The sequence below is a fragment of the Veillonellales bacterium genome (assembly GCA_039680175.1).
In the GTDB taxonomy this organism is placed as follows: domain Bacteria; phylum Bacillota; class Negativicutes; order JAAYSF01; family JAAYSF01; genus JBDKTO01.
On sequence record JBDKTO010000056.1, the window covers coordinates 1 to 26,618 of the forward strand.

The 26,618-nt window shown below is 47.7% G+C and carries 23 protein-coding genes and 1 riboswitch; of the genes, 7 read left to right on the forward strand and 16 right to left on the reverse strand.

The genetic code is table 11. From position 1 onward, the window contains the following. From ABFC84_08960 to ABFC84_08990, 7 genes are all read right to left on the reverse strand, one after another. Window positions 1-184 (reverse strand): TRAP transporter small permease subunit (locus tag ABFC84_08960; GenBank protein MEN6412873.1); only part of this gene is annotated, 184 nt, incomplete at its 3' end. A 44-nt stretch (window positions 185-228) separates the two neighbouring features. Then, complete coding sequence (locus ABFC84_08965; GenBank protein ID MEN6412874.1) at window positions 229-1,494, reverse strand: ROK family transcriptional regulator; 1,266 nt, start codon at window positions 1,492-1,494, stop codon at window positions 229-231. Window positions 1,495-1,813: 319 nt separating this feature from the next. Further along, a complete protein-coding gene (gene speE, locus ABFC84_08970) occupies window positions 1,814-2,647 on the reverse strand; it encodes a polyamine aminopropyltransferase (protein ID MEN6412875.1) in 834 nt (277 codons plus the stop codon). A 251-nt stretch (window positions 2,648-2,898) separates the two neighbouring features. Next, a complete protein-coding gene (gene gdhA, locus ABFC84_08975; protein MEN6412876.1) occupies window positions 2,899-4,254 on the reverse strand; it encodes an NADP-specific glutamate dehydrogenase in 1,356 nt (451 codons plus the stop codon). A 318-nt stretch (window positions 4,255-4,572) separates the two neighbouring features. Continuing rightward, a complete protein-coding gene (locus ABFC84_08980) occupies window positions 4,573-7,527 on the reverse strand; it encodes a PEP/pyruvate-binding domain-containing protein (GenBank protein MEN6412877.1) in 2,955 nt (984 codons plus the stop codon). Window positions 7,528-7,703: 176 nt separating this feature from the next. After that, the gene (locus ABFC84_08985) at window positions 7,704-8,030 is read right to left on the reverse strand and encodes an AzlD domain-containing protein (protein MEN6412878.1); all 327 of its coding nucleotides are present in this window, start codon (window positions 8,028-8,030) and stop codon (window positions 7,704-7,706) included. Then, window positions 8,017-8,706 carry an AzlC family ABC transporter permease gene (locus ABFC84_08990; GenBank protein ID MEN6412879.1) on the reverse strand — a complete coding sequence of 230 codons (690 nt, stop codon included), beginning with the start codon at window positions 8,704-8,706 and terminating at the stop codon, window positions 8,017-8,019. The genes ABFC84_08985 and ABFC84_08990 overlap by 14 nt, the downstream gene beginning before the upstream one ends. 137 nt (window positions 8,707-8,843) lie before the next feature. Here ABFC84_08990 and ABFC84_08995 point away from each other — a divergent pair, with 137 nt between their 5' ends. Further along, window positions 8,844-10,352 carry a PLP-dependent aminotransferase family protein gene (locus ABFC84_08995; GenBank protein ID MEN6412880.1) on the forward strand — a complete coding sequence of 503 codons (1,509 nt, stop codon included), beginning with the start codon at window positions 8,844-8,846 and terminating at the stop codon, window positions 10,350-10,352. 105 nt (window positions 10,353-10,457) lie between these two features. On the opposite strand, the gene ABFC84_09000 is transcribed toward ABFC84_08995, so the two are convergent. The 4 genes from ABFC84_09000 to mutY all read right to left on the reverse strand — a co-directional run bounded on the left by ABFC84_09000 (window position 10,458) and on the right by mutY (window position 15,281). Next, a complete protein-coding gene (locus ABFC84_09000) occupies window positions 10,458-11,678 on the reverse strand; it encodes a DUF1343 domain-containing protein (protein ID MEN6412881.1) in 1,221 nt (406 codons plus the stop codon). Window positions 11,679-11,715: 37 nt separating this feature from the next. After that, entirely contained in the window at window positions 11,716-12,483 is a 768-nt protein-coding gene (locus ABFC84_09005) for a histidinol phosphate phosphatase (GenBank protein ID MEN6412882.1), read from the reverse strand. Between the two features lie 48 nt (window positions 12,484-12,531). Continuing rightward, window positions 12,532-13,821: a diaminopimelate decarboxylase gene (gene lysA, locus ABFC84_09010; protein MEN6412883.1), complete on the reverse strand. Its 1,290-nt coding sequence runs from the start codon at window positions 13,819-13,821 to the stop codon at window positions 12,532-12,534. Between the two features lie 114 nt (window positions 13,822-13,935). Further along, a riboswitch (Lysine riboswitch) is annotated at window positions 13,936-14,117 on the reverse strand. Between the two features lie 75 nt (window positions 14,118-14,192). Then, complete coding sequence (mutY, locus tag ABFC84_09015; protein MEN6412884.1) at window positions 14,193-15,281, reverse strand: A/G-specific adenine glycosylase; 1,089 nt, start codon at window positions 15,279-15,281, stop codon at window positions 14,193-14,195. Window positions 15,282-15,465: 184 nt separating this feature from the next. Here mutY and ABFC84_09020 point away from each other — a divergent pair, with 184 nt between their 5' ends. Beyond that, on the forward strand, window positions 15,466-16,299 hold the full coding sequence (locus ABFC84_09020) for a hypothetical protein (GenBank protein MEN6412885.1): 834 nt from the start codon (window positions 15,466-15,468) through the stop codon (window positions 16,297-16,299). Between the two features lie 80 nt (window positions 16,300-16,379). Here ABFC84_09020 and sfsA read toward each other — a convergent pair whose 3' ends face one another. From sfsA to ABFC84_09045, 5 genes are all read right to left on the reverse strand, one after another. Beyond that, the gene (sfsA, locus tag ABFC84_09025; protein ID MEN6412886.1) at window positions 16,380-17,066 is read right to left on the reverse strand and encodes a DNA/RNA nuclease SfsA; all 687 of its coding nucleotides are present in this window, start codon (window positions 17,064-17,066) and stop codon (window positions 16,380-16,382) included. A 15-nt stretch (window positions 17,067-17,081) separates the two neighbouring features. After that, window positions 17,082-17,627 (reverse strand): pyruvate kinase alpha/beta domain-containing protein, encoded by a 546-nt coding sequence (locus tag ABFC84_09030; GenBank protein ID MEN6412887.1) that lies wholly within the window; start codon window positions 17,625-17,627, stop codon window positions 17,082-17,084. Between the two features lie 144 nt (window positions 17,628-17,771). Beyond that, a complete protein-coding gene (locus tag ABFC84_09035; GenBank protein ID MEN6412888.1) occupies window positions 17,772-18,488 on the reverse strand; it encodes a DUF3794 domain-containing protein in 717 nt (238 codons plus the stop codon). 142 nt (window positions 18,489-18,630) lie between these two features. After that, entirely contained in the window at window positions 18,631-21,138 is a 2,508-nt protein-coding gene (gene hrpB, locus ABFC84_09040) for an ATP-dependent helicase HrpB (protein ID MEN6412889.1), read from the reverse strand. Between the two features lie 18 nt (window positions 21,139-21,156). Continuing rightward, window positions 21,157-22,347 (reverse strand): MFS transporter, encoded by a 1,191-nt coding sequence (locus ABFC84_09045; GenBank protein ID MEN6412890.1) that lies wholly within the window; start codon window positions 22,345-22,347, stop codon window positions 21,157-21,159. Between the two features lie 147 nt (window positions 22,348-22,494). Here ABFC84_09045 and spoVAC point away from each other — a divergent pair, with 147 nt between their 5' ends. The 5 genes from spoVAC (at window position 22,495) to ABFC84_09070 (ending at window position 26,314) form a co-directional block, all read left to right on the forward strand. Further along, on the forward strand, window positions 22,495-22,950 hold the full coding sequence (gene spoVAC, locus ABFC84_09050; protein MEN6412891.1) for a stage V sporulation protein AC: 456 nt from the start codon (window positions 22,495-22,497) through the stop codon (window positions 22,948-22,950). A gap of 12 nt (window positions 22,951-22,962) precedes the next feature. After that, window positions 22,963-23,967, forward strand: a complete 1,005-nt coding sequence (spoVAD, locus tag ABFC84_09055; GenBank protein ID MEN6412892.1) for a stage V sporulation protein AD — start codon at window positions 22,963-22,965, stop codon at window positions 23,965-23,967. 91 nt (window positions 23,968-24,058) lie between these two features. Beyond that, window positions 24,059-24,265, forward strand: coding sequence for a DUF1657 domain-containing protein (locus ABFC84_09060; GenBank protein MEN6412893.1), 207 nt, complete (start codon window positions 24,059-24,061; stop codon window positions 24,263-24,265). 62 nt (window positions 24,266-24,327) lie between these two features. Continuing rightward, on the forward strand, window positions 24,328-25,293 hold the full coding sequence (locus ABFC84_09065) for an acyl-CoA dehydratase activase-related protein (GenBank protein ID MEN6412894.1): 966 nt from the start codon (window positions 24,328-24,330) through the stop codon (window positions 25,291-25,293). Beyond that, window positions 25,232-26,314, forward strand: coding sequence for a hypothetical protein (locus ABFC84_09070; protein MEN6412895.1), 1,083 nt, complete (start codon window positions 25,232-25,234; stop codon window positions 26,312-26,314). The genes ABFC84_09065 and ABFC84_09070 overlap by 62 nt, the downstream gene beginning before the upstream one ends. The last annotated feature ends 304 nt before the right edge of the window (window positions 26,315-26,618 follow it).

Here is a 26,618-nt window from a genome sequence, read left to right on the forward strand (position 1 = left end):
AGATCATCAGGTATACCGAAAGCTCTTCCGACCAGGGCGGCGTATAGTGCAGAACATAGCGTTCAAACACCTGATAGGTGACCAGAACAACCATCATCACCGTCAAAACAACCATTACAAATTCCACACCCTTAGCCACCCAATCCATGATACCGTTGGGGGATTGCTTGCTGTCTGCTGTCATAAAACCATCCTTTCTAAATCGAATTTTATCCCTTCCACGCCGGTCTAAGACTTAGCCGCTGCATCGCCGGTCAGCACATCCGCATCCTCCAGCAGCATTGAATTTGACGATTGAAACAATCCCTTCAGCGCCAGGGCACAAGCCCCGATGGATGCGGAATTTCTGCCTAAGGCAGAAACCCTGATTTTCGTTGCCGCCGCTACCTCCGGAAAAGCATGGGTATTTACCGTTTCCCGGATTCTATTCATAAACTCAGCGGTATCTACGGCCATTTTCCCACCTAAAAATACAACTTCCGGATTATACACATTGATGAGATTCGCAGTGACCAGCCCCACATTCCGTCCCACCTGATCGATCAAGTCTGCTGCATAGCCGATTCCCCGGGCTGCTGATTTTAATATATCATCAATCGTAATCTCGCCCTTGTCTTGCCAAATTTTCTTCAGCGGATCTTCCTGATCTATGAGCGGCAGCTCCGATTTCGCTTTACCGACAACAGCCGGTATCCCGCAGATCGCTTCCAAACATCCCCGGTTGCCGCAATTGCATAATGCCCCGTCCTCCACTACAACAATATGTCCAATCTCACCGGCATATCCCTGATAGCCTTGCAAAATTTGATCAGCTATAATAATACCGGCACTTATGCCCTCGCCAAGGTTGATGTACACTAAATCCTTACAGCTGACTCCGGCCCCGAACCATCGTTCCGCCAGCACGGATGCATTGGAATTGTTTTCGATAAAGACCGGTAAATTCAATTCTGTTTCCAGCGCTTGCTTGACAGGAAAACCGTTCCATTGCGGACCTAAGTTAATTGACCGTCTAACCATTCCCTCTTTCACATTTAATAAACCGGGAAACGCCAATCCAATTCCCAGGAATTTCTTATCATGGTGCTTTTTATCCATTAAATTCCGGACAGCCGACACCAGATGCTGTACCCCCAGCTCTGGTTCACTCATGTTCACTCCTATCGCCTGAATAGCGGTAGGAATATTTTTTAGATCCGCTACCGACAAAACAGCCTCTCTGCTAGTAACTTCAATACCGATTACATTGCCTGCTTTGCAATTAAATTTAAGTTTTATCGGTCTGCGTCCGCCTTTTGATGTACCTAAACCAACTTCTTTTACAAAACCTAAATCAATTAGCTCGCGAACAATTCCGGTAATAGCCGGGGGAGTAAGGCCTGTTTGCTCCGACAATTGATGACGAGATACCGGTTCATAATCCTTAATCACATTTAAAACTGTCATTCGGTTGAATTTCTTTACATATTTACTATTACCAGGTTTTTTCGTCATTCTCATCATCCTTTGATCCAATATCATAAATTAGCGCAATTTTTATATTAGTTAACTTAGTTAATTTATTATGGAAATCAGCCCTGCTTTTTTTGCTAAAACAAGCCACAACGTCTTTTTATACTCACCTCTTTTACATTCTTTCTTAAACAGTTTAATTATCTGAACAATTTTATATTTCCATATAATTTCTTATATTCCTTCTTATTGTGAATATTTTTTTAAATTTATTTATTCAGTGAACCGGCAGCAAAAAAAGATTGTCTCTGAATGAGACAATCTTTTTTTGCTATAAAGCAAGCTTGGTCGAATGATGCTCCTATTTCAAAAGCTGCTGCACAAAATTAGGCAGGGCAAAACAGCTTTTATGGATCGCCTGATTATAGTAACGTGCTCCCAGATCCGGTTTAATATCGGGAGAAACCTGAAGGGGATCATATTTTTTCGATCCCATGGTAAAACAGTGCAGTCCTCCCGGATACAAAGGAATATTCGCCAGGTACAACCGGGTCACCGGAAATAAAGCGTCGATATCCTGATACAGCCGTTTAATCAGCGGCTGATGGTAAAATGGCGACTCTGTTTGCTGTACGAATAATCCATCGGCCTTTAACGCTTTATAGACATTCCGGTAAAAATCATGGGTAAATAACCCTTCGCCGGGCCCAATGGGATCGGAGCAGTCAACAATGATAACATCATATTCATTTTCCGCTTCCTTCATATGCTGAATCCCATCACCGATTTTCAAGCGCAGTTTGGGATGATCGGCGATTAATGCCGAACTGATTTCCGGTAAAAACTTCTTTGAAACTTCAACGACCATACCGTCGATTTCCACCATTTGTACCTGCTCGACAGCAGAATGCTTGACCACCTCCCGTACCGTTCCCCCGTCGCCGCCGCCGATAACCAGTACTTTTTGCGGATGTGGATGAGTAAACAAAGGCACATGAGCAATCATTTCATGATAAATATATTCATCAAAAATTGCCGCCTGAAAAACCCCGTCCAATACCAGCATGCGGCCAAATTGACAGGAATCAACCACCGCTACTTCCTGAAACTGGGACTGACCGGTAAACAATGTTTTCCTAATTCTGGCCGTCAAGCCTAAATCTTTTGTCTGAAATTCAGTAAACCATAATTCCATCCCTATCTTCCTCCAAATAAAGTCCTCATAACAGTAATTAGTGATAGCTTAAGCAAATCCCTGCTGCATTATGTTAATTCCAGGAAATAAATTCACTTAAAGCCTTCAAGAAGCCAGTCTGAAAACAAATTACCAAAAAAACGAAGGAATCATCATCGCCATATATACTTTTGCCAAAATAAAAAACAGAGCCTGCAGCCGTTACGCCGCAAGCTCTGTCTTGCTCTAGATTTCCTTCCTATTTACCTGCTTTATACCAACCCCTGGGCTTTCATTGCTTCAGCGACTTTAATAAACCCAGCGATATTGGCGCCAACAACCAAATTATCCTTACAGCCATACTCTTCAGCCGCTTGGCTGGCATTTTTATAAATATTGAGCATAATTGTTTTCAGCTTTGCATCCACTTCTTCAAAGGACCAGGCTATCCGCATGCTGTTTTGAGCCATTTCAAGGCCCGAAACGGACACGCCGCCGGCATTGGCAGCTTTTGACGGTCCAAGGTATACGCCGTTCTCCTGCAGATAGGCAATTGCTTCGTTAGTGGAGGGCATATTTGCTCCTTCGCAAACAAATTTCACTCCATTCGCCACAATCTTTTTGGCATCGTCAAGCAGAATTTCATTTTGCGTAGCACAGGGAATAATCACATCAACTTTAACATTCCAGGGCTTTTCTCCCGGATAGAATTTGACGCCGTATTTCTCGGCATAATCTTTCACCCGATCACGGCAGGACGCTCTCATTTCCAGCAGATATTCAATTTTTTCACCGCTGACTCCGTCAGGATCGTATACATATCCGTCAGGACCTGAAAGGGTAACAACTTTGCCGCCCAATTCGGTAACCTTTATTACCGTCCCCCAAGTAACATTGCCGAAGCCGGACACCGCAACCTTTTTACCGTCAAAAGATGTGCCCTTGGATTTCAACATTTCCTGACAGAAATAAGCGATGCCGAAGCCCGTGGCTTCCGGCCGGGCCAGGCTGCCGCCAAAAGAAAGACCCTTGCCGGTTAAAACGCCATTTTCATAATTGCCTTTTATTCTCTTATATTGTCCAAACAGATAGCCAATCTCCCTGCCGCCGACACCGACGTCGCCTGCCGGCACATCGGTATTCGGACCGACATATCGGTATAGCTCCGTCATAAAGCTCTGACAGAACCGCATAACCTCCGCGTCTGATTTGCCTTTAGGATCAAAATCAGAACCGCCTTTGGCGCCGCCCATTGGCAAGCTGGTCAGTGAATTCTTGAAAGTCTGTTCAAAGCCAAGGAATTTGATAATGCTGATATTGACCGACGGGTGGAACCGGAGACCTCCTTTGTAGGGTCCAATCGCACTGTTGAACTGAACCCTGAAGCCACGGTTCACTCTTACTCTGCCCGTATCGTCCATCCAGGGTACACGGAATATAAACTGCCGCTCCGGTTCCACCATCTTCTCAACGATTCCCATTTCAATATACTCGGGATTTTTTTCAAGAACAGGCACCAGCGAACTAAGCACTTCCCGGACTGTTTGATGAAATTCAGGCTCATTGGCATTTCGTTCAACAACTCGGCGATAAAGTTCATCACAATACTTTTTAGCATTTGTAGTCATGTTCCAATCCCCCTCCATGTATTGTTAATCTACGTTACTTACATTATACATCCTTTTATGTATTTTGTATGCGCTAATTTAACGGAATTTTCGCTCTTATTTCCCGCCTAATCCGTTCCTGGCGGACTATGTATTTTTTTAGCACACAAATTTAATTTAAATAAAAACAAACAAAACTTTTTTTTAGAATTTGCCAGGCATTTTTCTTTGTGTATTTTTCAAAAATATTTTTGTAGTTTTAAAAAGTACAAAAAAATTCAAAAAAAATTTAATTTTTTTGAATTTTTAATTTGCCGTATTTATTATTGTCTATTTATTCTATTTGTAGATAATCCCTTTGAAATTTCTACCGTCAAGTTTAGCCTTAAATGGCTCCTGCCGCCTAATCAGTTTGACATATTTCGTTTGCTGCAGAACAGGCTGGCTGCGCAGCCACTCCCAATCAAGCATCCCGGCAGCTTGATTATCATATTGGATATGAAAATATCCCATATGGGTAGACGTCAAATTATGAAAAAAGTGGCTGCCCAGCGAAGGTTCTGGCCGAAGATTCTTAAGATCAACTTCCACAATGATCAGCGCCTGTGACATTTGCTCCCATCTCAAAGGAATTCCTAACCATCGATCCGCTGTTCCCATTCTGCCAAATCCGACAAGAATGCACCGGCGTCCTTCCTTAAGCAGTACCTGATTCAGTTCGGCAATCTCAGCCGCAATTTGAACGCTGTCCGCAAGATTAAAGGCCTCCGGATCGACAAAAATAACATCGTGAATATTTTGATAGATTCCGTTGCCAATAGTACGCCGGCTGAAACACCAGGATTCCTCCGGCTCATCCATACTAACCTCAAAAACTTCCCGGCCAACCACCATCGGTCTGATCTGCAGAAAATTAAACTCTTTCGGTTTGTTATTATCCTTAGGAATATTGACAGCAAATTCAATTTCAACATCAGTGCCAAAGGATTGTTTTCCCAACCGCAGCAAGTCTTTAACAATCTGCCGCAGCGGCAGCCTGTTATACTTGAGAATGGGCGCAAACGTCACCAGTTTTGGCCCCGGCTGATTTACGTTGTCATAAATACAGTCATTTTCGGCAGAATAGGTGCTGCCAATATACTCCAATGACTGATCTTTCTGTGCCTGGGAAATCGGTAGCTTCTTGTAAATATAGTCTTCGTCGGCCCGCAGCGTAATGTCGGCAGAATCTTTTAAATTTATCGCATAAAACGCATGCTGCGATTTTTCCAGATATTCCTTAGGACCTGAAACAAGCGGGTTGAGCTTTGGATAAACCGGGGAAAAACGGTATACCCGCTCCCCTTCAACAATGGCCTTCCCTAATCCCAAAGCCAAGCTTACTGTTCCGTCCTCCGGCTTCAGCGGGTCATAGGGATAAAAGTTGTAGGACTGAGCCACGCCGGAAATAACCGGATAATAATGATCACCATAGCGTTCTCCCACCAGTTCCTGGATCAAAACGGCCATTTTCTCTTCCTCAATCCAGATATCGGCATTCTTGGCATATTGCACCGGAGCCGCGTAAAATACCGAAGCGTAAACCAGCTTAACCGCATCCTCAAGCTGTTTAACCCGAATTGCAAGGTCGTCATGACAATTTGGAACTACATATGTATTATAGATTCCGGCAAAGGGCAGTACCCGCGAATCCTCCAGAATGCTTGATGAACGAACGGCAAGGGGACATTTTATATATTGGGTCAACACACACAGGCTTTGCTGCGTGGCGGCCGGTAAAGGGCTTTCGGTAAATTTTTGTGCAATCGCCGCTTCTGTTGGGTTCGCGGCAAGAAAGGCATCCAACTGATTCTCTTCCATAAATTTTTCAAATACGTCACTGCCAATGACAAATGAGCGTGGTACCTTGACTTTCATATCCTCGTAATTATCTGCCAGCTGAGCTTTGGTAATCATGCCGTTCATAAAGGCAATTCCTCTGGCCTTCCCCCCCAGGGACCCTGTCCCCAGTTTAATAAACGCATTCTCCATATCTTTTTTGGCAAGGCCCTCAAAATCAAGCACCGAGCCAAATTGATATTTTCGAAAATAGTCATTCAGCACTTTTAGAATATAGTCGCGAATATCCCGGATATCAGCAGCACTGGCCCTTCGTTCTGTATCCACAAATCTCAGCCTGTCCGCCACTTCAACTTCGGCTCTGGCACGAAACCAACGGGAAAAATGATTTTTAGTCGCATGATAGTAAAGGCTCTCATCCGGTAAATCACGGATTATTCTTTCCAGACTTGTGACATCCGTTGCTTCATCAATAACTCTGCCATCAGGATACTTAAATACAAAAGAGCCGAAGCCGTAGTTTTCCAGAATGTACTTGCGCAAATTATGCAGCAGGCTGGGAGAGTTTTTGTTGAGAAAATCCAAATGCAGTGCTTTGGCCTTTTCGGCATTTTCCAATTCCTCGGACTGTAATAAAAACAGCAGGTCAGGGCTTATCTCCCGCACTATTTTACTGAGTTCAAAACCGGCCTGTGGATTTAGGGATCCATCCTTGGGAAACCTCACATCAGAAATTACCCCCAGCAAATTATAGCGGTACTTGCCGATAATCGCCATGGCTTCTTCGTAGGTTTCCGCGAGCAGGATCTTCGGTCTAAGGCGAACTCTAAGCAACCCATGCTTGATATTCATGGCATGCAGCACCAGGCACCGGGTCTGTTTCAAGATTTCCGTATAAATAGCAGGCAATATTTGCGAGTAATATGCCGGCGAATCATCCACCAGCAGGATAGCCTGAACTCCCAATTTACTGTCTGCTTCAACATTCTGCTTGTCCTCTATATATTTAATAATCGCTACCAAAACCTTAGTATCCCCCGACCAATGGAACACCCGGTCTATACAAGAAGTTCCCCGGATCCGGGCAATCATTTCCGGAGTCATCCGATCATAAGAAAGCATAACAATCGGGATGTTGGGGTACGCTTCATGTATTTTTGTTTCAAACTCAAATGAACTCATATCGCTTATACGGGACATAGTAATAATCAGATGGATGGTTCCCATTTCCAGCTCTTCCCAAGCATCTGCTCCGGTGGCTACCCAATGAATCCTGGGGATAAAAGGAATACTCAAGTCGTTGAAATGATGGTAAATCTGTTCGGCTAACCGTCCATCTTCTTCCAGAACATACGCATCGTATGCGGTTGATATCAGCAGTATTTCTGTAACCCTGAATTTCATCAGATCATGAATACCGGAAAAACGGGCTTTCATATCACCGAATTTCTTCATAACATTTCTCCTATCCTTGAAATAATCTCAAAATCCCCTTACTATCAGTATACACCAATTTAAATTAGGAATCGATGTCGTATGGTATAGCTTTTCGCCAACCCATGATTGTGGATTTCGACTATTGAACCGCACGGATACAGATTTTTGCAAATACCATTTTGGTTCAAAACAAATCAAATTCCAAGGCTGCGTATTGCCAGCATAGCGGCCATTCCTCCTCCCATAGTAATCAGGGGGGGTTGACGAAAATAGGCCAAAAGCGCTGCTATTGCACCGGCAATAAGATAGCTATTCCCCATTGAAAAATCAATATACCCGTGTGGAGCGAACAGTGCAGGAGCAATTAAAGCAGTAAGTATCGCGGTTGGTACGTACTTCAAAAACCGTTTTAGCTTCGTTGAGATGCCCGTATCACCTAAAATCGCAGGGCTGGTAAACCGCGTAAAGAAAGTAGCAACCGCCATAGCCACAATGGTTATAATAACCTCAGTTCTCATCATTGCTTGCACCCTCCATCATTCCGCCGGCTGCAACAGCGGTTAAACATGCGATAATGATATACCAATTTCCAGGGATAATAACAGCCGCTATTACACTAACCCCCGCTGCAATCAAACATACCAATATGTTAAATTTGTCAATAAGACGAGGAACTAATAAGGCTAAAAAGGTTGCCGGCATGGCAAAATCAAGTCCCCAAGAGAGTGGATCATTAATGCGGCTGCCGAGAAGAACTCCCCCCGCGGTAGACAGAACCCACGTAACATAGCCGGCCATATTGCTTCCTAATTGATACGCAGCACTATAGCCAATTGCCTGGGTGCGGCTAATCGTAACCGCATAAGTTTCATCAGCCATACCAAATGAGAGCAGAGCTTTATGAGGCAAAGATAATTCACTCATATACGGAGCAAGCGATATCCCCATGAGCAGATGGCGAAGATTTACGAGTAAAACGGTTAAAGCAATCATTGCCACCCCAGCCCCTTCCGCAAACATAGGAAGGCTGATAAATTGGGCTGCCCCAGCAAAAACCAGCACCGACATCAATAAAGTTTCTCCCGGAGTAAGGCCTATCGATTGAGCGACAATACCATAAGCAAGACCAAATGGAAATACTCCCACCATAATCGGAAGTGTATCCTTCAGTCCTTCAACCAATTCTTTAACTTTCATTTTTCTCCCCCCAGCAAGCTCGCTCAAGCCAATATTGATTAATTATTATTTATAATAGTCGGCAGGAATGAGTCTGTAAATATCCAATATAATAACAAAACAATACCAATTGTTATATATTAGGGAGAAATAGATAAATGGATATTACCAAAATTTTAAATGGTATTCGGATTGATCCAAAATCGTCAGCACCTATGTATTTGCAAATTGCTAATAGCTTAGCAGCTAAAATCAATGAGTGTACACTGCCGGCCGGCAGCAAACTACTGCCTGAACGCGATCTTGCCAGTCTGTTGGCTGTAAGCCGGACAACGATAATTAACGCTTATCGATTATTAGAAGAAAGAGGACTAGTATCAACAAGAATCGGCAGCGGAACTTATGTAGCAGATTTAGCCAGTGCTGATCAACCAACCAGCGGTATGCCATGGGAACAGTTGTTTAAACCCCAGTATAAATCGCCGTTATCGTATTTACTTCGCTCATTAGTCGCTGCCCCGATAGCGGATGAAACTATTTCTTTTGCTGCAGGCATGCCTGATCCGACACTTTATGATCTCAGCATTATTGAAAAAGCCCTTAAAGAGAATCACTGCCTAGAAGCAGAAGATTACGGCTACATACCAATTGAAGGTTATCCGCCGCTCAGGCGTTCCTTGTCAGCCTGGCAGACTGCTCAGGGAATACACGCCTCTCCTGATAATATTCTAATCGTTTCCGGTTCACAGCAAGGACTTTATCTTATTGTGAAAGTCTTTATCGAACCGCGGGATTATGTTATAGTGGAATCGCCTACCTATCTTGGGGCAATTCAAATGCTAGAGGCCGCTGGGGCCCGTATTTTAACCCTTCCCGAGTCTAGCAGCCTTGATCTGGAGATATTTGAAGACTATCTGATCCGTTATCGTCCTAAATTCTTTTATACAATCCCTACATATCAAAATCCTACGGGTCAAGTCATGCCGCTTCGCCATCGTCAAGAGATCATCCGTTTAGCGGCTCGCTATCACCTAACCGTTGTGGAAGATGACCCATATAGTCAGCTGTATTATGATCGTCAGCCCCCGCTTTCCCTCAAAAGTCTTGACACTTATGGCGGAGTAATTTATTTGAGTACATTTTCTAAGATACTTTTCCCCGGTCTGAGAACCGGTTGGGTAACTGCCGCGCCCCAAGTCATTAATCGATTGGCCCAGGAAAAGCAGTACGTCGATCTCCACAGTAATAATCTTTCCCAAATAATTCTTCATAGTTGTCTAGAACAACACTATTTAGCGAATCATCTGACTGTTGTACGAAGAGAATATAAAAAACGTCGCGACACTCTTGCGGGAGCAATTCGACAATACTGCAGCAATCATTTGGATTTCGGAGTGCCTGAAGGCGGTTTTTATCTTTGGTGTACCGTTCATCCCCCTGCATCCCCAGCCGAACTTCTTCGGCGTTCCGCTGCTGCGGGCGTTACTTTCGTACCCGGTGAGGCATTCTATCTTAACAATCCTAAAAGTCGTCAAATCCGGCTTTGTTTTGTAACGCATAAAAACGAGCAGTTAATTGAAGGTATTCGACGACTAGCAAAAATCTTCAAGTCAGGCGCTGCCAACGTTACACTACCTACTGCAGCAGCCGGTCGCCCTCTTATTTAGTAAATTTGTTAGCCCGGATATTCGGAAACTGACCTTGTCAACCATTATATTACACATATCCACTCAAAAGTAAAAAAAACGCTCTTGCGAGCGTTTTTACTTTTGTTACTGATACAGAAGGTAATTTGCCGATAGTTTTTTGAATTCCTTAGCCTCCTGCTCCCAGCGGCTGACTTGATCGGCTGCAGCTGCCGGATTTTCCCGCAGCTCACTTTCACCCATTGCCAAATCAAAGCCGCGGGGATTGGAATAAACAAAATGCTCCCCGCCCAATTCCTGAATAACAACCAGCAAATTCACCGCAGTCACTACCGGCTTAAAAGCAGTACGATTGATAACATGCAGCTGAACCCCGCCGCAGACTTCACCGGCATGCTCCCCGAAGCGAGGGGTGAAATAAGTGGGCCGGAAGTACACGCCAGGCAAATGCATATCGTTCATCCGTTTCGCCAATTCAAAGGGATCCAGCCAGAAGGCTCCAACCAATTCAAAAGGCCGGGTAGTTCCGACCCCCTCGGAAACATTGGTATCGCCAAACAGCCCTGTGCCGCTGAACACCAAAGCCGTATCCGGTGTGGGAATGTTAGGCGAAGTCATCACCCAGGGCAATCCCGTATCCTGCCAATACATATCCCGGTGCCAGCCTGTCATTTTTACAACCGCCAGGTCGCAGTCAATATGAAACTCTTTATTGAACAACAGCGCCAATTCGCCAATGGTCAGTCCGTGGCGCACCGGTATCGGGTACAAGCCGATAAAGGATTCGAACCCCGGTTTTAATACGGGTCCCTCTACCTCCCTGCCGCCAACCGGATTGGGCCGGTCAAACACGACAAAGGTTTTATGCTGTTCCCGGCAGCTTTCCATAGCATACGCCATCGTATACATATACGTATAAGAACGGGCGCCAATGTCCTGAATATCAAAGCAAAGAATATCAACATCGGCCAGCATCTCCGGCGTTGGTTTCTTCGTATCACCATAAAGGCTGTAGACTTTTATCCCGGTTTGTTCATCCACACCTGAAGCCACCGTCGAGCCGGCAGCAGCAGTACCCCGAATGCCGTGTTCCGGTGAAAATAAAGCCACTAGGTTGGTCTTTTCCCGTAAAATATCCACCGTACTTTGCAGCCGGCTGTCAACACCGGTTTGATTAGTAATCAGTCCGACCCGCTTCCCCTGAAACAGGCAGAGATACGAATCAATATTATCAATACCCAGCTTTACCGGTTCCATTTTTGCCGAAGCGTGTACCGGCAAAGCTCCGCCTGCCAGCCACAAAACAATTGTAAGCAACAGAATGCACCGATTCACAATTTTAAACATATCCTGCCTGCTTTCCCCCCATTATTGCCAACAGCCGTCATAGATACTCCGGTTTGCGATCTTTGAACCGAACCGCTTTCAGTCCGCACTCACCGGCAAGCTGTAATGCAAGCTTCATCCCCTTGCCAATATCCTTAGGCTTATGCGCATCCGATCCGACAGTCACCAGCCGGCCGCCCAGATCATGAAACCGCCGGTATACGGGCAGGATATTTTCAATCCGCTCCCGGCTGTCCAAGCGGCGGGTGTTGATTTCCAGCGCCTTGCCCTGTCCCGCCAGGATACCCAATATCCGGTCAATAGAATCTTTAAATTGATCATAGTAGATCTCCGGATCATCATACCTGCCGTAGCGGGCAATATAATCAATATGTCCCAGACAATCGATAAATTCATATGTCTCTAAGCAATCGATCATCGCGTTAAAATACTGACCGTACACTTCTTCCTTGCTGCGGGAACGATAAAAACTCTCGCAATAGATATCGACATTGTCAATCACATGAATGGAGCCGATTACATAATCAAAAGCATGTCCTGCCGCAATCTGCCGGTTATCCTCCCGGCAATCCGTCCGCATGCCGATTTCGATTCCCAGCAGCAATTCGTCACTGCGATATTTTTCGTATTCCCGGAAATACCCCTCTATATCAAGCAAAAAAGCCTGGGGCTCCGGATACGCTAAGTCCATATGCTCCGTAACGGTAATTCCCAGATTCAATTCCCGGGCCTTAGCCACAGCCTCTTCCAGCCGCATTTGGGAGTCAGTTGAAAACTTAGTGTGCATATGAGTGTCGAACAACATAAAAAGCTTCCTTTCGCCGATCAGTCCGGCTGTGAACCGCTGCCGCTATTATTGTCCTGTTGTCGAAGCAGCCGCCAAATTCAATTTAAAACTGTCAAAATCCAAAGTGGCAAAATAGTCATCCAGCGTTTCCGCCCGGCGGATCTTTTGTACGCTGCCGTCCGGCCGCAGCAGCAGCTCCGCCGAACGCAATTTCCCGTTATAGTTGAATCCCATGGCATGGCCGTGAGCACCGGCGTCATGGATGACCAGGATATCGCCGATATCAATAGCAGGAAGCTTGCGGTCAATAGCAAACTTATCATTATTTTCGCACAATGAGCCGGTTACATCATAAGTATGATCAAGCGGCTGATTTTCTTTACCAACTACCGTAATATGGTGGTACGCGCCATAAAGCGCCGGCCGCATTAAATGAGCCATGCATGCATCCAGCCCGACATAGTTTTTATAGGTTTCCTTCTTATGCAGTACTGTGGCGACCAAATAACCGAAAGGTCCGGTAATCATCCGGCCGCATTCCATGACGATCTGTAAGGGATGCAGTCCGTTGGCAACGATCTTTTCGTTATATAAATGATGAATTGCCTGTCCCAATGCGGCCAAATCCACCGGTTCCTGTTCCGGCTTGTAAGGAATGCCGATGCCGCCGCCGAAATTGACAAATTCCAAAGAAATTCCCAGTCTTTGCTTCAGTTCAACCGCCAAATCAAACATCATATTGGCAGTTTCGATCAAGCCTTCCGGATTAAGTTCATTGGAAATCACCATCGTGTGCAGGCCAAAGCGCTTAACCCCTTTGTCTTTCATGATTTGATAAGCAGCAAAAATCTGCTCCCGGGTTAAACCGTACTTAGCTTCTTCCGGATAGCCGATGATCGTATTGCCGCTTTTCCGCAGCGGACCGGGATTGTAACGGAAGCAGATGAGCGCCGGGATGCCGGCATGTTTTTCCAGATAATCAATATGGCTGATATCATCCAGGTTGATAATCGCTCCTAATTCTCTGGCCTTTTGGAATTCAACAGCCGGAGTGTCATTAGAAGTAAGCATAATGTTTTCACCCCGAATGCCGCTTCGTTCACACAAAATTAATTCTGCCAGTGAACTGCAGTCGCCGCCGGCTCCTTCTTCCCGTAAAATCCGGAGGAGATAAGGATTGGGAGCCGCCTTTACCGCATAATACTCTTTGAAGTCCGGTGCCCAGGAAAAAGCGGCAATTAAATTTCGTATGTTTTTGCGGATTGCTTTCTCATCATAAATATGAAAAGGTGTTGGATACTGCTGAATAATTTCCGCCAGCTTCGCTTGTGTAAAAGGCAATGTTTTGTCCGCCATGCTTGTAACCTCCCAAATTATAATATTTGCACTCCGCCAATGTCCGCCGTGCGCAAACAAGAAAGCAGTTCACGAGTTACCCTCCCGCGAACCGCTAAAATTTTTTACTTAGCCGTGCACGATAGCGCTCCACCCAAACGGAGTTTCGGATGACAGTTTTGTATTTGTTAAACACAAAACCAGCCAATGTTTTTCGCCAAAAAAACATTCACTTCGGCAGTTATTCCTTTCCGTGTCCCTCATCGCCGGCATTCTCCGAACACGTACTCTTAATAAACCGCACCTCTATCTTCTACGCTATAAAGTTGTATTTGATAAAAGTATAAAATAACGGCGGCAGGGTGTCAACTCATCTTTGCTGTATTTCTCCGTCAGCCCTTCTTTTGAGCGAATATTTCCAGCTGCTCATTTCCGGTCAGCAGCCAGCGGGCAGCTTTGCGGTGCGGCCCGGCAAACGACAGCTGCGGCCAATCCTTCCTGGTAAACCATCCGGCCGGCACCGTATCCGGCAGAGGGCTTTCCTGTTCCAGCCGGCAGCGATAAAAGGACATCTCCCATTGCCGGTGGCTGAAGGTATGGCTCAGTTGAAACAACAACTTGCCTACAGTAATCTTCTGATTCAAATTGGTATCAATGGTAATTGGGAGTTTTTGCGCTCCGTCTTCCGCCCGGCTGACTTCTACGGCTGGAAATTCCCACATTCCGGCCAATAATCCCTTGTCCGGCCGCCGCCGCAGCAAAAACCGGTCCCCACAGCAGATAACGCCGGCGACAATAAAAACAATCCGGGGCGGCGCTTTTTTCTTTTTTACCGGCAATCGCTGCTGCAAATTTTGAAGCTGAGCAACACACATTTCCGCTAACGGGCAGTCCTGGCAGCGGGGAACCCGCGGAATACAAACCGCTGCCCCCAGATCCATCAGCGCCTGATTAAAATTTCCCGGACAGTCAGCCGGCATTTCCCGTTCTACCAGCTGCCGAATAAGCCGCTTCCCCGCCGGCAAGGTTACGTCTTCCCAAATGCCGTACACCCGGCTGAACACCCGCAGCACATTACCGTCAATCGCCGGCTCCGCCTGACCGTAAGCAATACTTAATACCGCACCGGCGGTATACTCTCCAATCCCGGAAAGTCCCATTATTTCCGACCGGTTGGCAGGTACCTGTCCACCATAAGCCGCCTGAACCTCGCGGACTCCTTGCAGAAGGTTCCGCGCCCTGGAATAATAACCCAGCCCCTGCCAGAAGCGAATGACTTCCTCTTCCTCCGCCCGGGCCAGTTCCGGCAACGTAGGAAACCGCTTCATCCACCGTTCATAATAAGGCTTAACCATTTCGACCCGGGTTTGCTGCAGCATAATCTCCGATACCCAGATTTTATAAGGATCCGTTTCACCGCGCCAGGGCAGTTTCCGGCCGCATTTTCTATACCATTTCAATAATTTTTCCGCTAACAGCATCTTTTTTTCTCCTTACCCGAACCGACAAAAATCCGGTACTGCATACTTTCGACACAACAGATAAAAATCCTTATGGGAAAAAGAGGAACCTTCCTGCTGCTGTCGGCAAATCATTGGCAGGAGTTTAATCAATCCGGGCAGAATAATAAGTACATGAAAGTGATAACGGATTGAGGAGCGTACGATGAAAAATCAAGCACAGCTAGTATCAACCAGCGAAATATTGGAACAATTCTATAATTACGTCTTTGGGGAAGTTCCCTCCTACCATTTTACCGTACCCAAAAGTCCCGCTTTTATCCCGGCAGTCATCCCCGGTAAAGAAAGTCGCTGCCTGCATTGCGGCAAAATCATTGCCACAGCCTATGAAAATCGCGGCGAACTGTATCTCGACAAAACCCGGCTGATTCAGCAGCAGCAATTGTACAGCAAATACGGGTTGCCGTTTCCCGACATTGCCCAAGGCATCCCCCTTGTCTATCAACAGGAAGGCTACTGTACCGAATGCTTCCCGGTTATTCAGAAAAAATCTCGGGAAGCAGCTCAGTCTGTCTACAATCTCTGCAGTCAAATCATTCGGCGGGATACCCGGCTCACTCCCGCTTTGACCGCTTTGGCTAAGCAGAAACTGCCGTCCGCCGTCATCACAAAGGAAAAAATGCGTTCCCTTCTCAGCGCCGATAAATCAATACAAACCATGCTGCAGCAGTATCGGCAGCAACGCCAAAGTCTTACCGCCTCAGTCACCAACCTGCTGGACAAAATCGGCAGTCCCCAACTGGAAGCCTATGTAGGCAAGCCGCTGAATATCCTGGAGTCTATGTCGGGATCTATTTACAACGAATATACGGCGGCTATTCCCGCTAAGGATACCCCGAATGAATATTTCTTCGTAAAAGCAACGATAAAAAAATCCAGTGTGGAAGATTTCTTAGAGCTGCCCCGAATCGACAGCGTGGAAAAGTATCTCGCGGAACCGGGAGTGGAAGAAGCTTTGCTTATAGCTTATAGCTCATAGCTCATAGCTCTTATACATCTTTTATAAAGAAGTCCGCTGAGACTCATTCCCCCAGCGGGCTCCTTTTCTTTTTACGTTGCTCATAACACAAAAGAAACTGGATTGCCCAAAAAAATCTCATCTTCCCGCACTACCGAGTCATAAACCAGAATCCTGACGCCCTTCTCGGCGGCAATTGATAACGCCTCGGCAAAATCTGCGTCCATTTTCCGGTTTGGCGTAAAGTGGCTGACCTGATTCATCTGCACTAAAAAAAAGATGCAGCCTGCGTATCCCTGACCGACGGCATGAACCATCTCGTAGATATGTTTAGTGCCCCGGACGGTAGGGGCATCCGGGAACAATACTGTCCCGTCCTGCTCCAGCGTAACCCCTTTTACTTCAATAAATCCTTTTTGACCGACTGACTCAAAATAAATATCAAACCGGGAATTTCCATAAGTCACTTCCCGCCGAATCCGATCTACTTGTCCCACTTCGGCAATCTTTCCCTGCTGCAGCGCTTCCGCCACAACCTGGTTGGGCACCTGAGAGTCCATGTTAATCAGTTTTTTCCCTTTATATACGGCAATTAAAGAATAGGCCGTTCTGCGGTTTGGATTCACCGCTTTCGCCAAAATAACAGTGACACCGGGCAGCAGCAGTTCTTTGCAGCGCCCGGTGTTTTTCACATGAACAACCTCTTCCCTGCCATCCACCCATACCCGGGCGATAAACCGGTTGTCCCGTTTGATAAATTTGCCGCTGATTACCTGTTCATATTTCATCTGTGTTTGTTTTCCTTATCGGCAAACCGGCTTGCAGATAATCTCGGCAATAAAAGTATCCAATATATTGCCGGCATGGGCCGGCCTAATGATTACGGCCGTATCGGCGCCATGGCCGGTGCCGCCGATGGCGATAATATCTTTTCCGTAAGGAACGAGTCCGGCATCCAGAGCCATTACCGCAATTTCAACACAGACTTTAACTCCCTGACCGAACATTCTCAAGCTGTGGGCCATAATTTCAACCGGATAAGCGCCGCCGAATTTACGGCTGATTCCCCGTTCCGCTCCGGAAAGCACATGGGTAGTCGTCAGCAGCCTTACTCCCTGTCCGGCAAGCTCCTGCCGCACTTTTTCCGGCATATCGCTGGCACCGGGCACTGCATAACCATTGGCATGCGTAACACAGACAATATTTTTCGCCTTTCCCGCCAATAAACCGGCCGTTTTACCGCTGCCGGAAGCTGCAACAATATCCGTTATTCCCCTTTCCCTGGCTTCTTTCAGCGCCAGTTCAACCGTCTGTTCCGTATTAGCCTCGCCGGATGACATAAAATACATAGTAACCACCTCGTTTAAAATCTGTTCTTATTCTCTATTATACTCCAATGCCTGTTAGCCTGCCAGAAACAGACCTCACTTGTCCGGGAAACTATTGCCTTTAGGACGAAGGCTGCAAGCGGTACGTACTTTTTCTCCATTCAGTTATCCTTTTGGTTTTATCGGTACCGCCGGCTTGCCGGAATACCAGACAATATCCCGATCGCTGAACACTTTCGCCGTAACCCGCAGCACAACTGAAACATCAAACTCGCGGTTGCACTTTTTAGGTTTTTTGCAGCAGGGTTTCGGCTTGCATTTCGGCTTGCACTCCGGTTTGCACTCCGGCTTGCACTCCGGCTTGCACTCCGGCTTTGACGGTTTAAGACAGCCGCATTCGTCTTCCCAGTCATCATCGTTATGACAGTACTCACTGTCATCCCAGCAATCGTCATAATTTTTATACCAGTGAGCCCGGGTACGTTCATCACAATCATAGTCGACAAATTCCACTTCAACCCCCGCATCCGCCTCCATACCCGGGCGTGCTCCCGGAATATGGGCATAAGCGGTAAACCGTATATGCCGTACTTCGGCTGCGTGCACCGTCTGCTGGGGCCGGCAGGCCACATAAATCCCTTTCACCTCAAAATCTCCGCGAACAATCACTTTATTGGGTATAACATCCACACTGATAATCCGCAGCTGTTTTATAAATACATCAATGATTTGCTCAATGGCAGGTTTCCGCTTCGGCACAACAATATGAATATCCATGGATTTTTGCGTTGTCACATTTCCTAACACCTGATGCACCGTAATAGCCTGAGGTCCGGTATGCTGATTCCAGCATTGTCCGGCCCACAATCGTTCCTCTTCCATTTTTATCTCTCCCTTCCAACCTGTTGTAGTAATATATGCAGCAGGATGGCCGCAAAGTGTGTGTTTGCTTCAGCCAGGCAAAAAAAAAGAACCTCTGCCGAGGTTTTCAATAAAACAATCCGTATCATATAAGGCTGCTCGTCTAATGACGTGGCCGGGTGCGATTCGTCGGAACAGCCTGCAGCGGATCATCCGGCCAATAATGCCTGGGATAGCGTCCCATAAGGTCTTTTCTCACCTCATAATAAGCCTGACGCCAAAAGCTGGCCAAATCCCGGGTCACCTGCACCGGACGATGAGCCGGCGACAGCAGATGCAGTGTCAGAATCACTTTTCCTCCCCCGATGGCGGGAGTTTCGTCGAGACCGAACATTTCCTGCAGTCTCACAGCCAATACCGGACAGGAAATATCGCTATAGTCAATGGGAATGCGCTGTCCGCTGGGAACAAGGATATGCGTGGGAACCCATTCATCCAGCTTCTGCCTTTGCTGCCAGCTAAGCATATCCTGGAAAACAGCGGCGAGCTGAATTTTTTGCAAATCTTCCCTCCCGGTAAAACCATATAAATAAGGAGCCAGCCATTTATCAACCGTCGCCAGGAGAGCCTGATCCGACACATCCGGCCAACCCTCTCCCAGTTGTCCCATGAGCCTGAGCCGCTGCCTAATCTGGCAGGCGGCCTTATTCCAGGGTAAAATTTGCAGTCCTTCCTCTGTAATTCCCCACAGCAGGGATGCCCGAACCTCCTCCCGGTCAGGATCGGGGATGGAAGTCTCATTTAACAGGATCGCCCCCAGCCTCTCAGACTGGCGGGCCCGAACTGCCTGGGCGCTACGATCCCAGGCAATTGCCTTATCCATCACAATCCGCTCAGGGAAATACCGCTTTATATCGGCAAGTTCCAACGGCGCCGCCAGCAGGATGCGGCTTTCTGTTCCCTGATCAGCCAATTCCGCAGCAACTAAGTAAGGCGCATGGGAGAGCGGCTGACTTTGGGAAAAGACCGCTCCCCGGCCATTGCTGAGCAAAAACCGGCCGTCTCCCCGGCCCTGGGCAATCCGGTCAGGATAAGCAAATGCCAGCAGCAAGCCGCAATGTTCCACACCGCCGCCCTCAGCCGGCGGAATGGCAAAAGCCTGCTTCCAGTAGCGAATTTCGGCGCAGATCCGCCGGTAAACCGCCGGATCGATCTCATGGCCGGCAGCAAGCCGCTCATTCTTATTCCGGGAAAACTGCCGAACCGTTTCGACCCTCAGGCGCAAATCGTCATCCCGGGAAAGACCTTCTCCCCGGAATAAGTCCCGTTCACTCAAAACAACCGCCAATTCGCAGGCTAAACCGCCCAGTCCCAAAGGAACTGCCGTCAGAATCATATGCGCCAGCCGAGGATGAAGGCCATATCCGGCCATACACCGCCCGTGAGCCGTAATGACTCCATCCCGGTCTAGGGCCCCTAACTGACTTAATAATTCCCGGGCCTGAGTAATAGCAGCCGATGGCGGACAATCCAGCCATAACAGTTCCGCCGGATCCGCTACCCCCCACAAAGCAAGCTCCAGCGCCAGCGGCACTAAATCCGCCGCCAAGATCTCCGGCGTACTGCAAGGCGACAGATGCTGGTTATCCTGTTCTGTCCAAAGCCGGAAGCATTTGCCCGGACCTAAGCGGCCCGCCCGGCCCCGGCGCTGATCGGCCGATGACCGGGAAACAGGAATCGTTTCCAACCGGGTCATACCGGTCCGCGGTGAAAAACGGGGAACGCGCATCAAGCCGCTGTCAATCACCACACGAACTCCCTCCACCGTAAGGCTGGTTTCGGCAAGAGAAGTAGACAGCACAATCTTCCGCTGCCCCGGCGGGCTGGAAGCAATAGCCATATCCTGAAGCTTCTGCGGTAAATTGCCGTAAAGGGGCGCAATCTGAACCTGCCGGCTAAGATTCTTCTCCCTAAGCCGCGATGCTGCCCGGCGAATTTCACCTGCTCCCGGCAAAAATACCAGAACATCACCGTCAGTACTGTTCAACGCATTGCAAACGGCGTCCACAACCATTTCTTCTGCCTTTTTCTCCGGGCGTCGTCTTAAATAGCAAGTTTCTACCGGAAATATCCGGCCCTCGCTTCTCAGCACCGGAGCATTGCCCAGAAGCGTCGCCACCGATTCCGTGTCCAGAGTAGCGGACATAACCAACAACCGCAAATCCGGCCGGAGCAGAGCCTGGGACTGCAAGCAAAGCGCCAGTCCCAGATCAGCATGAATGCTGCGCTCATGAAATTCGTCGAAAATAACCAGTCCCACCTGCTCCAGCGCCGGATCGGCCTGGAGCAGCCGGGTCAGTACACCTTCCGTAATCACCTCAATCCTGGTTTTCGGTCCGATCCGGGTATCCAGACGGATCCGGTATCCAACCGTTTCACCCACACTTTCTCCTAATGCGGCCGCCATATACCTGGCAGCGGCGCGAGCTGCCAGGCGACGCGGTTCCAACAACAAAATCCGCTTCCCCTCCAGCCAGGATTCCTGCAGCAATGCCAAAGGAACCCTGGTCGTCTTTCCCGCTCCCGGCGAAGCAGACAAAACCACATTTTTATGAATTCGCAGGGTATCCTTCAATTCCGGCAAAATCGATTCAATCGGCAAATTTATCATTCAATCACCTTTTCCCTATTACAAAGACGTTTCTACCGGTAAACATTTCTTTTCCGGAATTGCCGCCGCAATCCCAATAGCGACGACCAGCGGCACGATCGACCACAGCAGGGCCGTCTCAAGTCCGATCACGTCCGCTGCCGCTCCGGTAATTGCCGCTCCAACTCCGCCTAGGCCGTAGGATAATCCCAGCATCATGCCGGAAGCCATGGCCGCATTGGACGGCAGCATATCCTGTGCCCACACAATGGAAGACGGCAGTGTACTTTGCAAGCTGGCGCCGCTTAAAAATAAAGTCGCCCAGGTGAAAATGGAAGCATCCTTACTGATGAGAAAGAAATAAAGTGCCGGAATACATACCGCCAGGGAGCCGATAATACAATTTTTCCGGCCGACCTTGTCGCCAAGATAGCCGCCGAAAACACTGCCCACCGCACCGCCGAAAAAAAACACTGTCAGCATAATTCCTGCCAGGGCTGTTGACTGGCCTTGCTGTATGAGCCATACGGCCAAAAAGTTAGGAACAGCATTCTGGGGCCATGACCGCAGCCCCATTACAACATTCAGCTTCAGCAAATTGACCGAACGATACCAAGGAATACCACCAGCAGGGACGCTCTTTTTTTTACCGGACGAAACCAGCTGTATCCGGTGAACTCCGGCAAAATAGCAGCCAACCGTAAGTAAAATTCCGGGAACAGCCAACCACACCAGCTGTTCGGCCGGATACCGCGTCAAAAATAAAATTACCGCCAAAGGCGCCGCTGCAACACCTACATTGCCGCCGCCAATAAAAAAAGACATGGCAAGTCCTCTATTTTCCCCCATCGCCGCTTTTACCAGCAATGCCGACGCCAGCGGGTGGAACACTGCGGCAGCCAAACCGCTGAGAGCAAAAAAAAGGAACAGTATGGCGACATTACCGGCAATCGGCGACAGACAGATAAACAGCGCGCTGACGGGAATTGTCACCAGAATCAGCCAGGACAAGCCGCTTTTATCAATAAAGTAGCCGACAACCGGCTGAATGATATTGGAAGCAAAGGAATAAACCATTACCAGCAGCCCGCTTAGTGTCAGTGATAATCCCAACCTTTCCATCACCACCGGCAGCAATCCCGGTAAAAAGGTCACATAAAAATCGCTAAAAAAATGACCGGCAGCCAAAAGCGCAATCAAATAAGCGCTGCAGCGCGATGAATTTCCCATAAATAAACAAACTCCCTTCCCCCGCAAAACACAAATCAACAGTACTAGTATAGCAAAAAATGAAAGCCGCACACCAGCACTTAATTTTCTATGTATGTATCCATGCCGAAAGCTCATACTAAAAATAAATAAAACGGAGGCGACAGCATGCCCAATCAGCAACAGCAGCAGCAAGCCCAGCAGCAGTTTCAAAATAAATTCAATCAAATCAATCCCAAACCGCCTATATTGAAGAATATAACATGGGCCTTTATCGTTGGCGGGCTCATTTGTGTCTTCGGCCAGTTTATCCAGAACTATTTTGTCGGTCTGGGATTTTCCCAAAAAGAAGCCGCCGGTCCCACCTCCGCTGTTCTTGTCTTTCTAGCGGCATTTTTTACCGGTCTGGGAGTGTATGACGAGTTGGGAAAACGAGCCGGAGCAGGCTCCATTGTCCCAATTACCGGCTTTGCCAATTCTATCGTAGCACCGGCCATGGAATTTAAACGGGAAGGCTATATTTTCGGCGTAGGCGCGAAAATGTTTGTAATTGCCGGACCGGTTTTAGTCTATGGTATGGTCACAGCATTTATTGTCGGTTTGATTTACTGGCTGACACGATAAAGGAGGGCTATATTGAACAAAAAGAAAGGGAGCCAAAGTATTCTGTTTAAAGCTCCGCCCTTTATTACAAGTACCGCCAATATTGTCGGCCCCATGGAAGGCCGGGGATTTTTGACGGATTACTTTGATCAAATCATGGAGGACAATCTGAATCATCACGACAGCTGGGAAAAATGCGAATCCTTCATGCTGGAGTGGGCCATCCGCAAAGCGGTGGAAAAGGAAGGCAGCGTCATCGACGCTGTGGATTGCATCCTGGCCGGCGATTTGCTGAATCAATTAATGGCGACTCATTTCGCCCTGCGAAGTTTAGCCAGGCCGTTTTTAGGCTTATACGGAGCCTGCTCCACTCTGGCCGAAAGTATGCTGCTGGGCTCTGTCCTGCTGGATGGCGGATTTTTGGACAAAGTCGCCATTGCCGTATCCAGTCACCATGACACGGCGGAACGGCAATATCGTTTTCCTACCGAACAAGGCGTCCAGCGGCCGCCTGTTTCCCAATGGACCGTCACCGGCTCCGCCGCCGCCGTATTATCGACGACCGGCAGCGGACCGAAAGTGACGGCAGCGACCATCGGCAAAATCGTCGATATGGGAATTAAAGACCCCAATGCCATGGGACCGGCAATGGCCCCCGCCGCCGCCGACACCTTATATCAGCATATCCAGGATACGGGACGGCAGCCCGCTTATTACGACATGATCTTTACCGGCGATCTGGGCAGTATCGGTAAAGCCCTGGTCATTGACCTGCTCCGGGAGAAAGGCCTGGATATATCGTCAAACTATGAGGACTGCGGCTGCATGATCTACCGGGAGGAACAGGATGCTCACGCCGGTGCCAGCGGCTGCGCCAGCTCCGGCATCGTTTTTTCTGGTTATTTGTATCAGCAGCTGCTGACAGGCAAACTGAAAAAAATTTTACTCATCGGCACCGGCAGTTTGCACAGCACGACTTCCTACCAGCAAAAAGAATCCATTCCCTGCATCGCCCATGCCGTAGCTGTGGAAACATAACCGGCTTTCCTATAATTTTTACTTATGAAATATTTCAAACCGGTCATACTATTCATGGGTACGTAATTCATTATCTAAGGGGGCTACATTTTTGACTGTTAAAAAAGATTTGGACAAAGCCGTTGCCGCAGCGGAATCTGCCAAAGGCACCTATGCTTCCTTCGCCGCAGCTACTGATGATCAGGGAGCTAAAGCAATGTTCGAGCAAATGTCTCAGGATATGGATCGTCATATCGCCCAATTAAACAGCCGGGTCAGTTCTACCGCAGAAAACAAGTTGAAAAATCAACAACAATAGTCAAAAGGGAGGTAGATACGCTGCCTCCCTTTTACTCAGCTAACTTTAAAGGATGATCCGCTATGCAAATTAAAGTCGGTATTCCCCAGGCTATGCTGTATCATGAATTCGGCGGCCTTTGGAATATTTTTTTTCAAAATATGGGTATTCCTGTTGTTCTTTCCGGCGAAACCAATAAACAAATACTAAACCGGGGTACGCTGCTGGCCATGGATGAATCCTGCCTTCCTCTGAAGGTATATTTAGGCCATGTCGACGCTTTACTCCCAGAATGCAGCCATATTTTTGTCCCCCGGATTGCCCAATACCACCCTAATTTTCACTTCTGCGCTAAATTCGCCGGGCTGCCTGATATCGTGCAAAATACCTTTCGGCTGTCTTCCGATCAGCTGATTTCTCCCAATATCGAACATAAGTCGCCGGTAAAGCAGCTGCAAGCCCTGCAGGATACCTGCCGGTCTATTGGACTATCCGCTGTACCTGGCTATTTCTCCTACCGTCACTCACTGAAATCATGGAAAAACAACACCTCCGGCAATACGCTCTCCAAGCGCAGCATCGCTGTTATTGGCCACAGCTATTTAGTAAAAGACGCCTTTTTCTGCCATGATATCATGAATATGCTGACCTCTCGCGGGATTGCCGTTGTCACGCCGGAACATGTGGACAATAAAGCGCTCTACGCTGAGGCTAAAATATTTGAACCGGATATCTACTGGCAATTGTCGGCAAAGATTGCCGGAGCGGCTCACTTCTTCTGCCGTCAAAGGAATGTTATCGGTATTATTGTGCTGTCAAGTTTCGCCTGCGGCCCTGATTCACTAATGAATGAATATATAACACATCATATATTGAAAAAAAGCGATAAACCTTACATTATTATCAGTATTGATGAACATACGGGAAGTGCTGGTCTTATGACACGGATCGAAGCCTTTTGCGATCTGGTGGAATGGAGAGAAAAACATGAAAGTAGCCTACCCTCATATGGGATATCTGAACATACCCATTGCAAAAATGCTCAGTGACCTTAAAATTGAAACCGCCGAAGTGCCGCCGATTTCCCGCAAGACAATAGAATTAGGCTCGCTTTATTCTCCGGAAGGCGTATGCCTGCCGTATAAAATCAATATGGGAAACTTCCTGGAAGGCATTGAGCGGGGAGCCGACGCTTTAGTCACCATCTGCGGTGCCGGTAAATGCCGCATGGGGTTTTACAATGCCGTACAAAAAATCACGCTGGCGGAAAAAAAACAATTACAATTCTATACCATCAATACAGACAGTCTCTTCCGGGACCTGCACCGGTTTTTATGCACGGCGGCGCCTCATGCCGGATCTTTTTCGGTTATTAAAAGCATCGTCGCAGCAATCCAGATGCTGAAAGCCATCGATGCCACAAACGAGGCAAAAAATTTCTACGGGGCGCGCTCAGCCAATCCCGAAGAAATCATCCATATATTTGACAATGGGCTGCAGCTTTTCAGGGACTGCCGCAAATTCAGCGATATCAGCCGCAGCCGCAATACCGTAATAAACCAAATGCAAAAAATAACCGGTCCTACGGAAATCCAACCGGCAAAAGTCGCCTTGCTGGGTGAATTTTATGTCTTAATGGAACCCCATGTCAATCACAGGATTGAGAATCTGCTGATCAAACAAGGCATAGAGGTCAAAAAATTTGCCTGCACCGGCGATTGGGTCTATTCCAAAACACTGCTCCAGACTTTAGGATTTTATAATGAAGAAAAGGACTGCCTCAGCCAGGCCCGCCCCTATCTAAACTATCACGTAGGCGGCGAGGGCTTAAAATCCGTAGGCAACGCTTTAGCCTGTGCCCGCGGCGGCTATGACGGAGTCATTCATATCTATCCTTTTGGCTGTACACCGGAAATAGTAGCCCAATATGCGCTGAAAAACATTGCCGCCGACTATCATATGCCCTTATTGACACTAAGCCTCGACGAACACTCCAGCGACGTCGGCATCATTACCCGGGTGGAGGCTTTCGCCGACTGCATCAAGCGAAAAGCGGCGCAGAGAATATAGGGATTGGTTCATGGCTCTATTCCCCTCTAGAAAGATAGATGAGACTCGAAACCACGCACTTTGGTTTCGTTAGTCGAATTATGCAAAGCTGGGGTGGCGCGCAGCGACGGGGTGTGTATGGTTCTTGGCTCATTGGCTCATGGAACTTGAAACTTAGAACTTAGGACTTGGAAATTTGGACTTGGTAGTTGGAAATCGGAACTAAATTCTGTCATTGCGAGCGGCAGCGAAGCAATCTCATGACTGCTACGGTCGCCTAGCCAGCGTTGATAACGCCTGGTGAAACAGCCCATCGCTCTTGAAA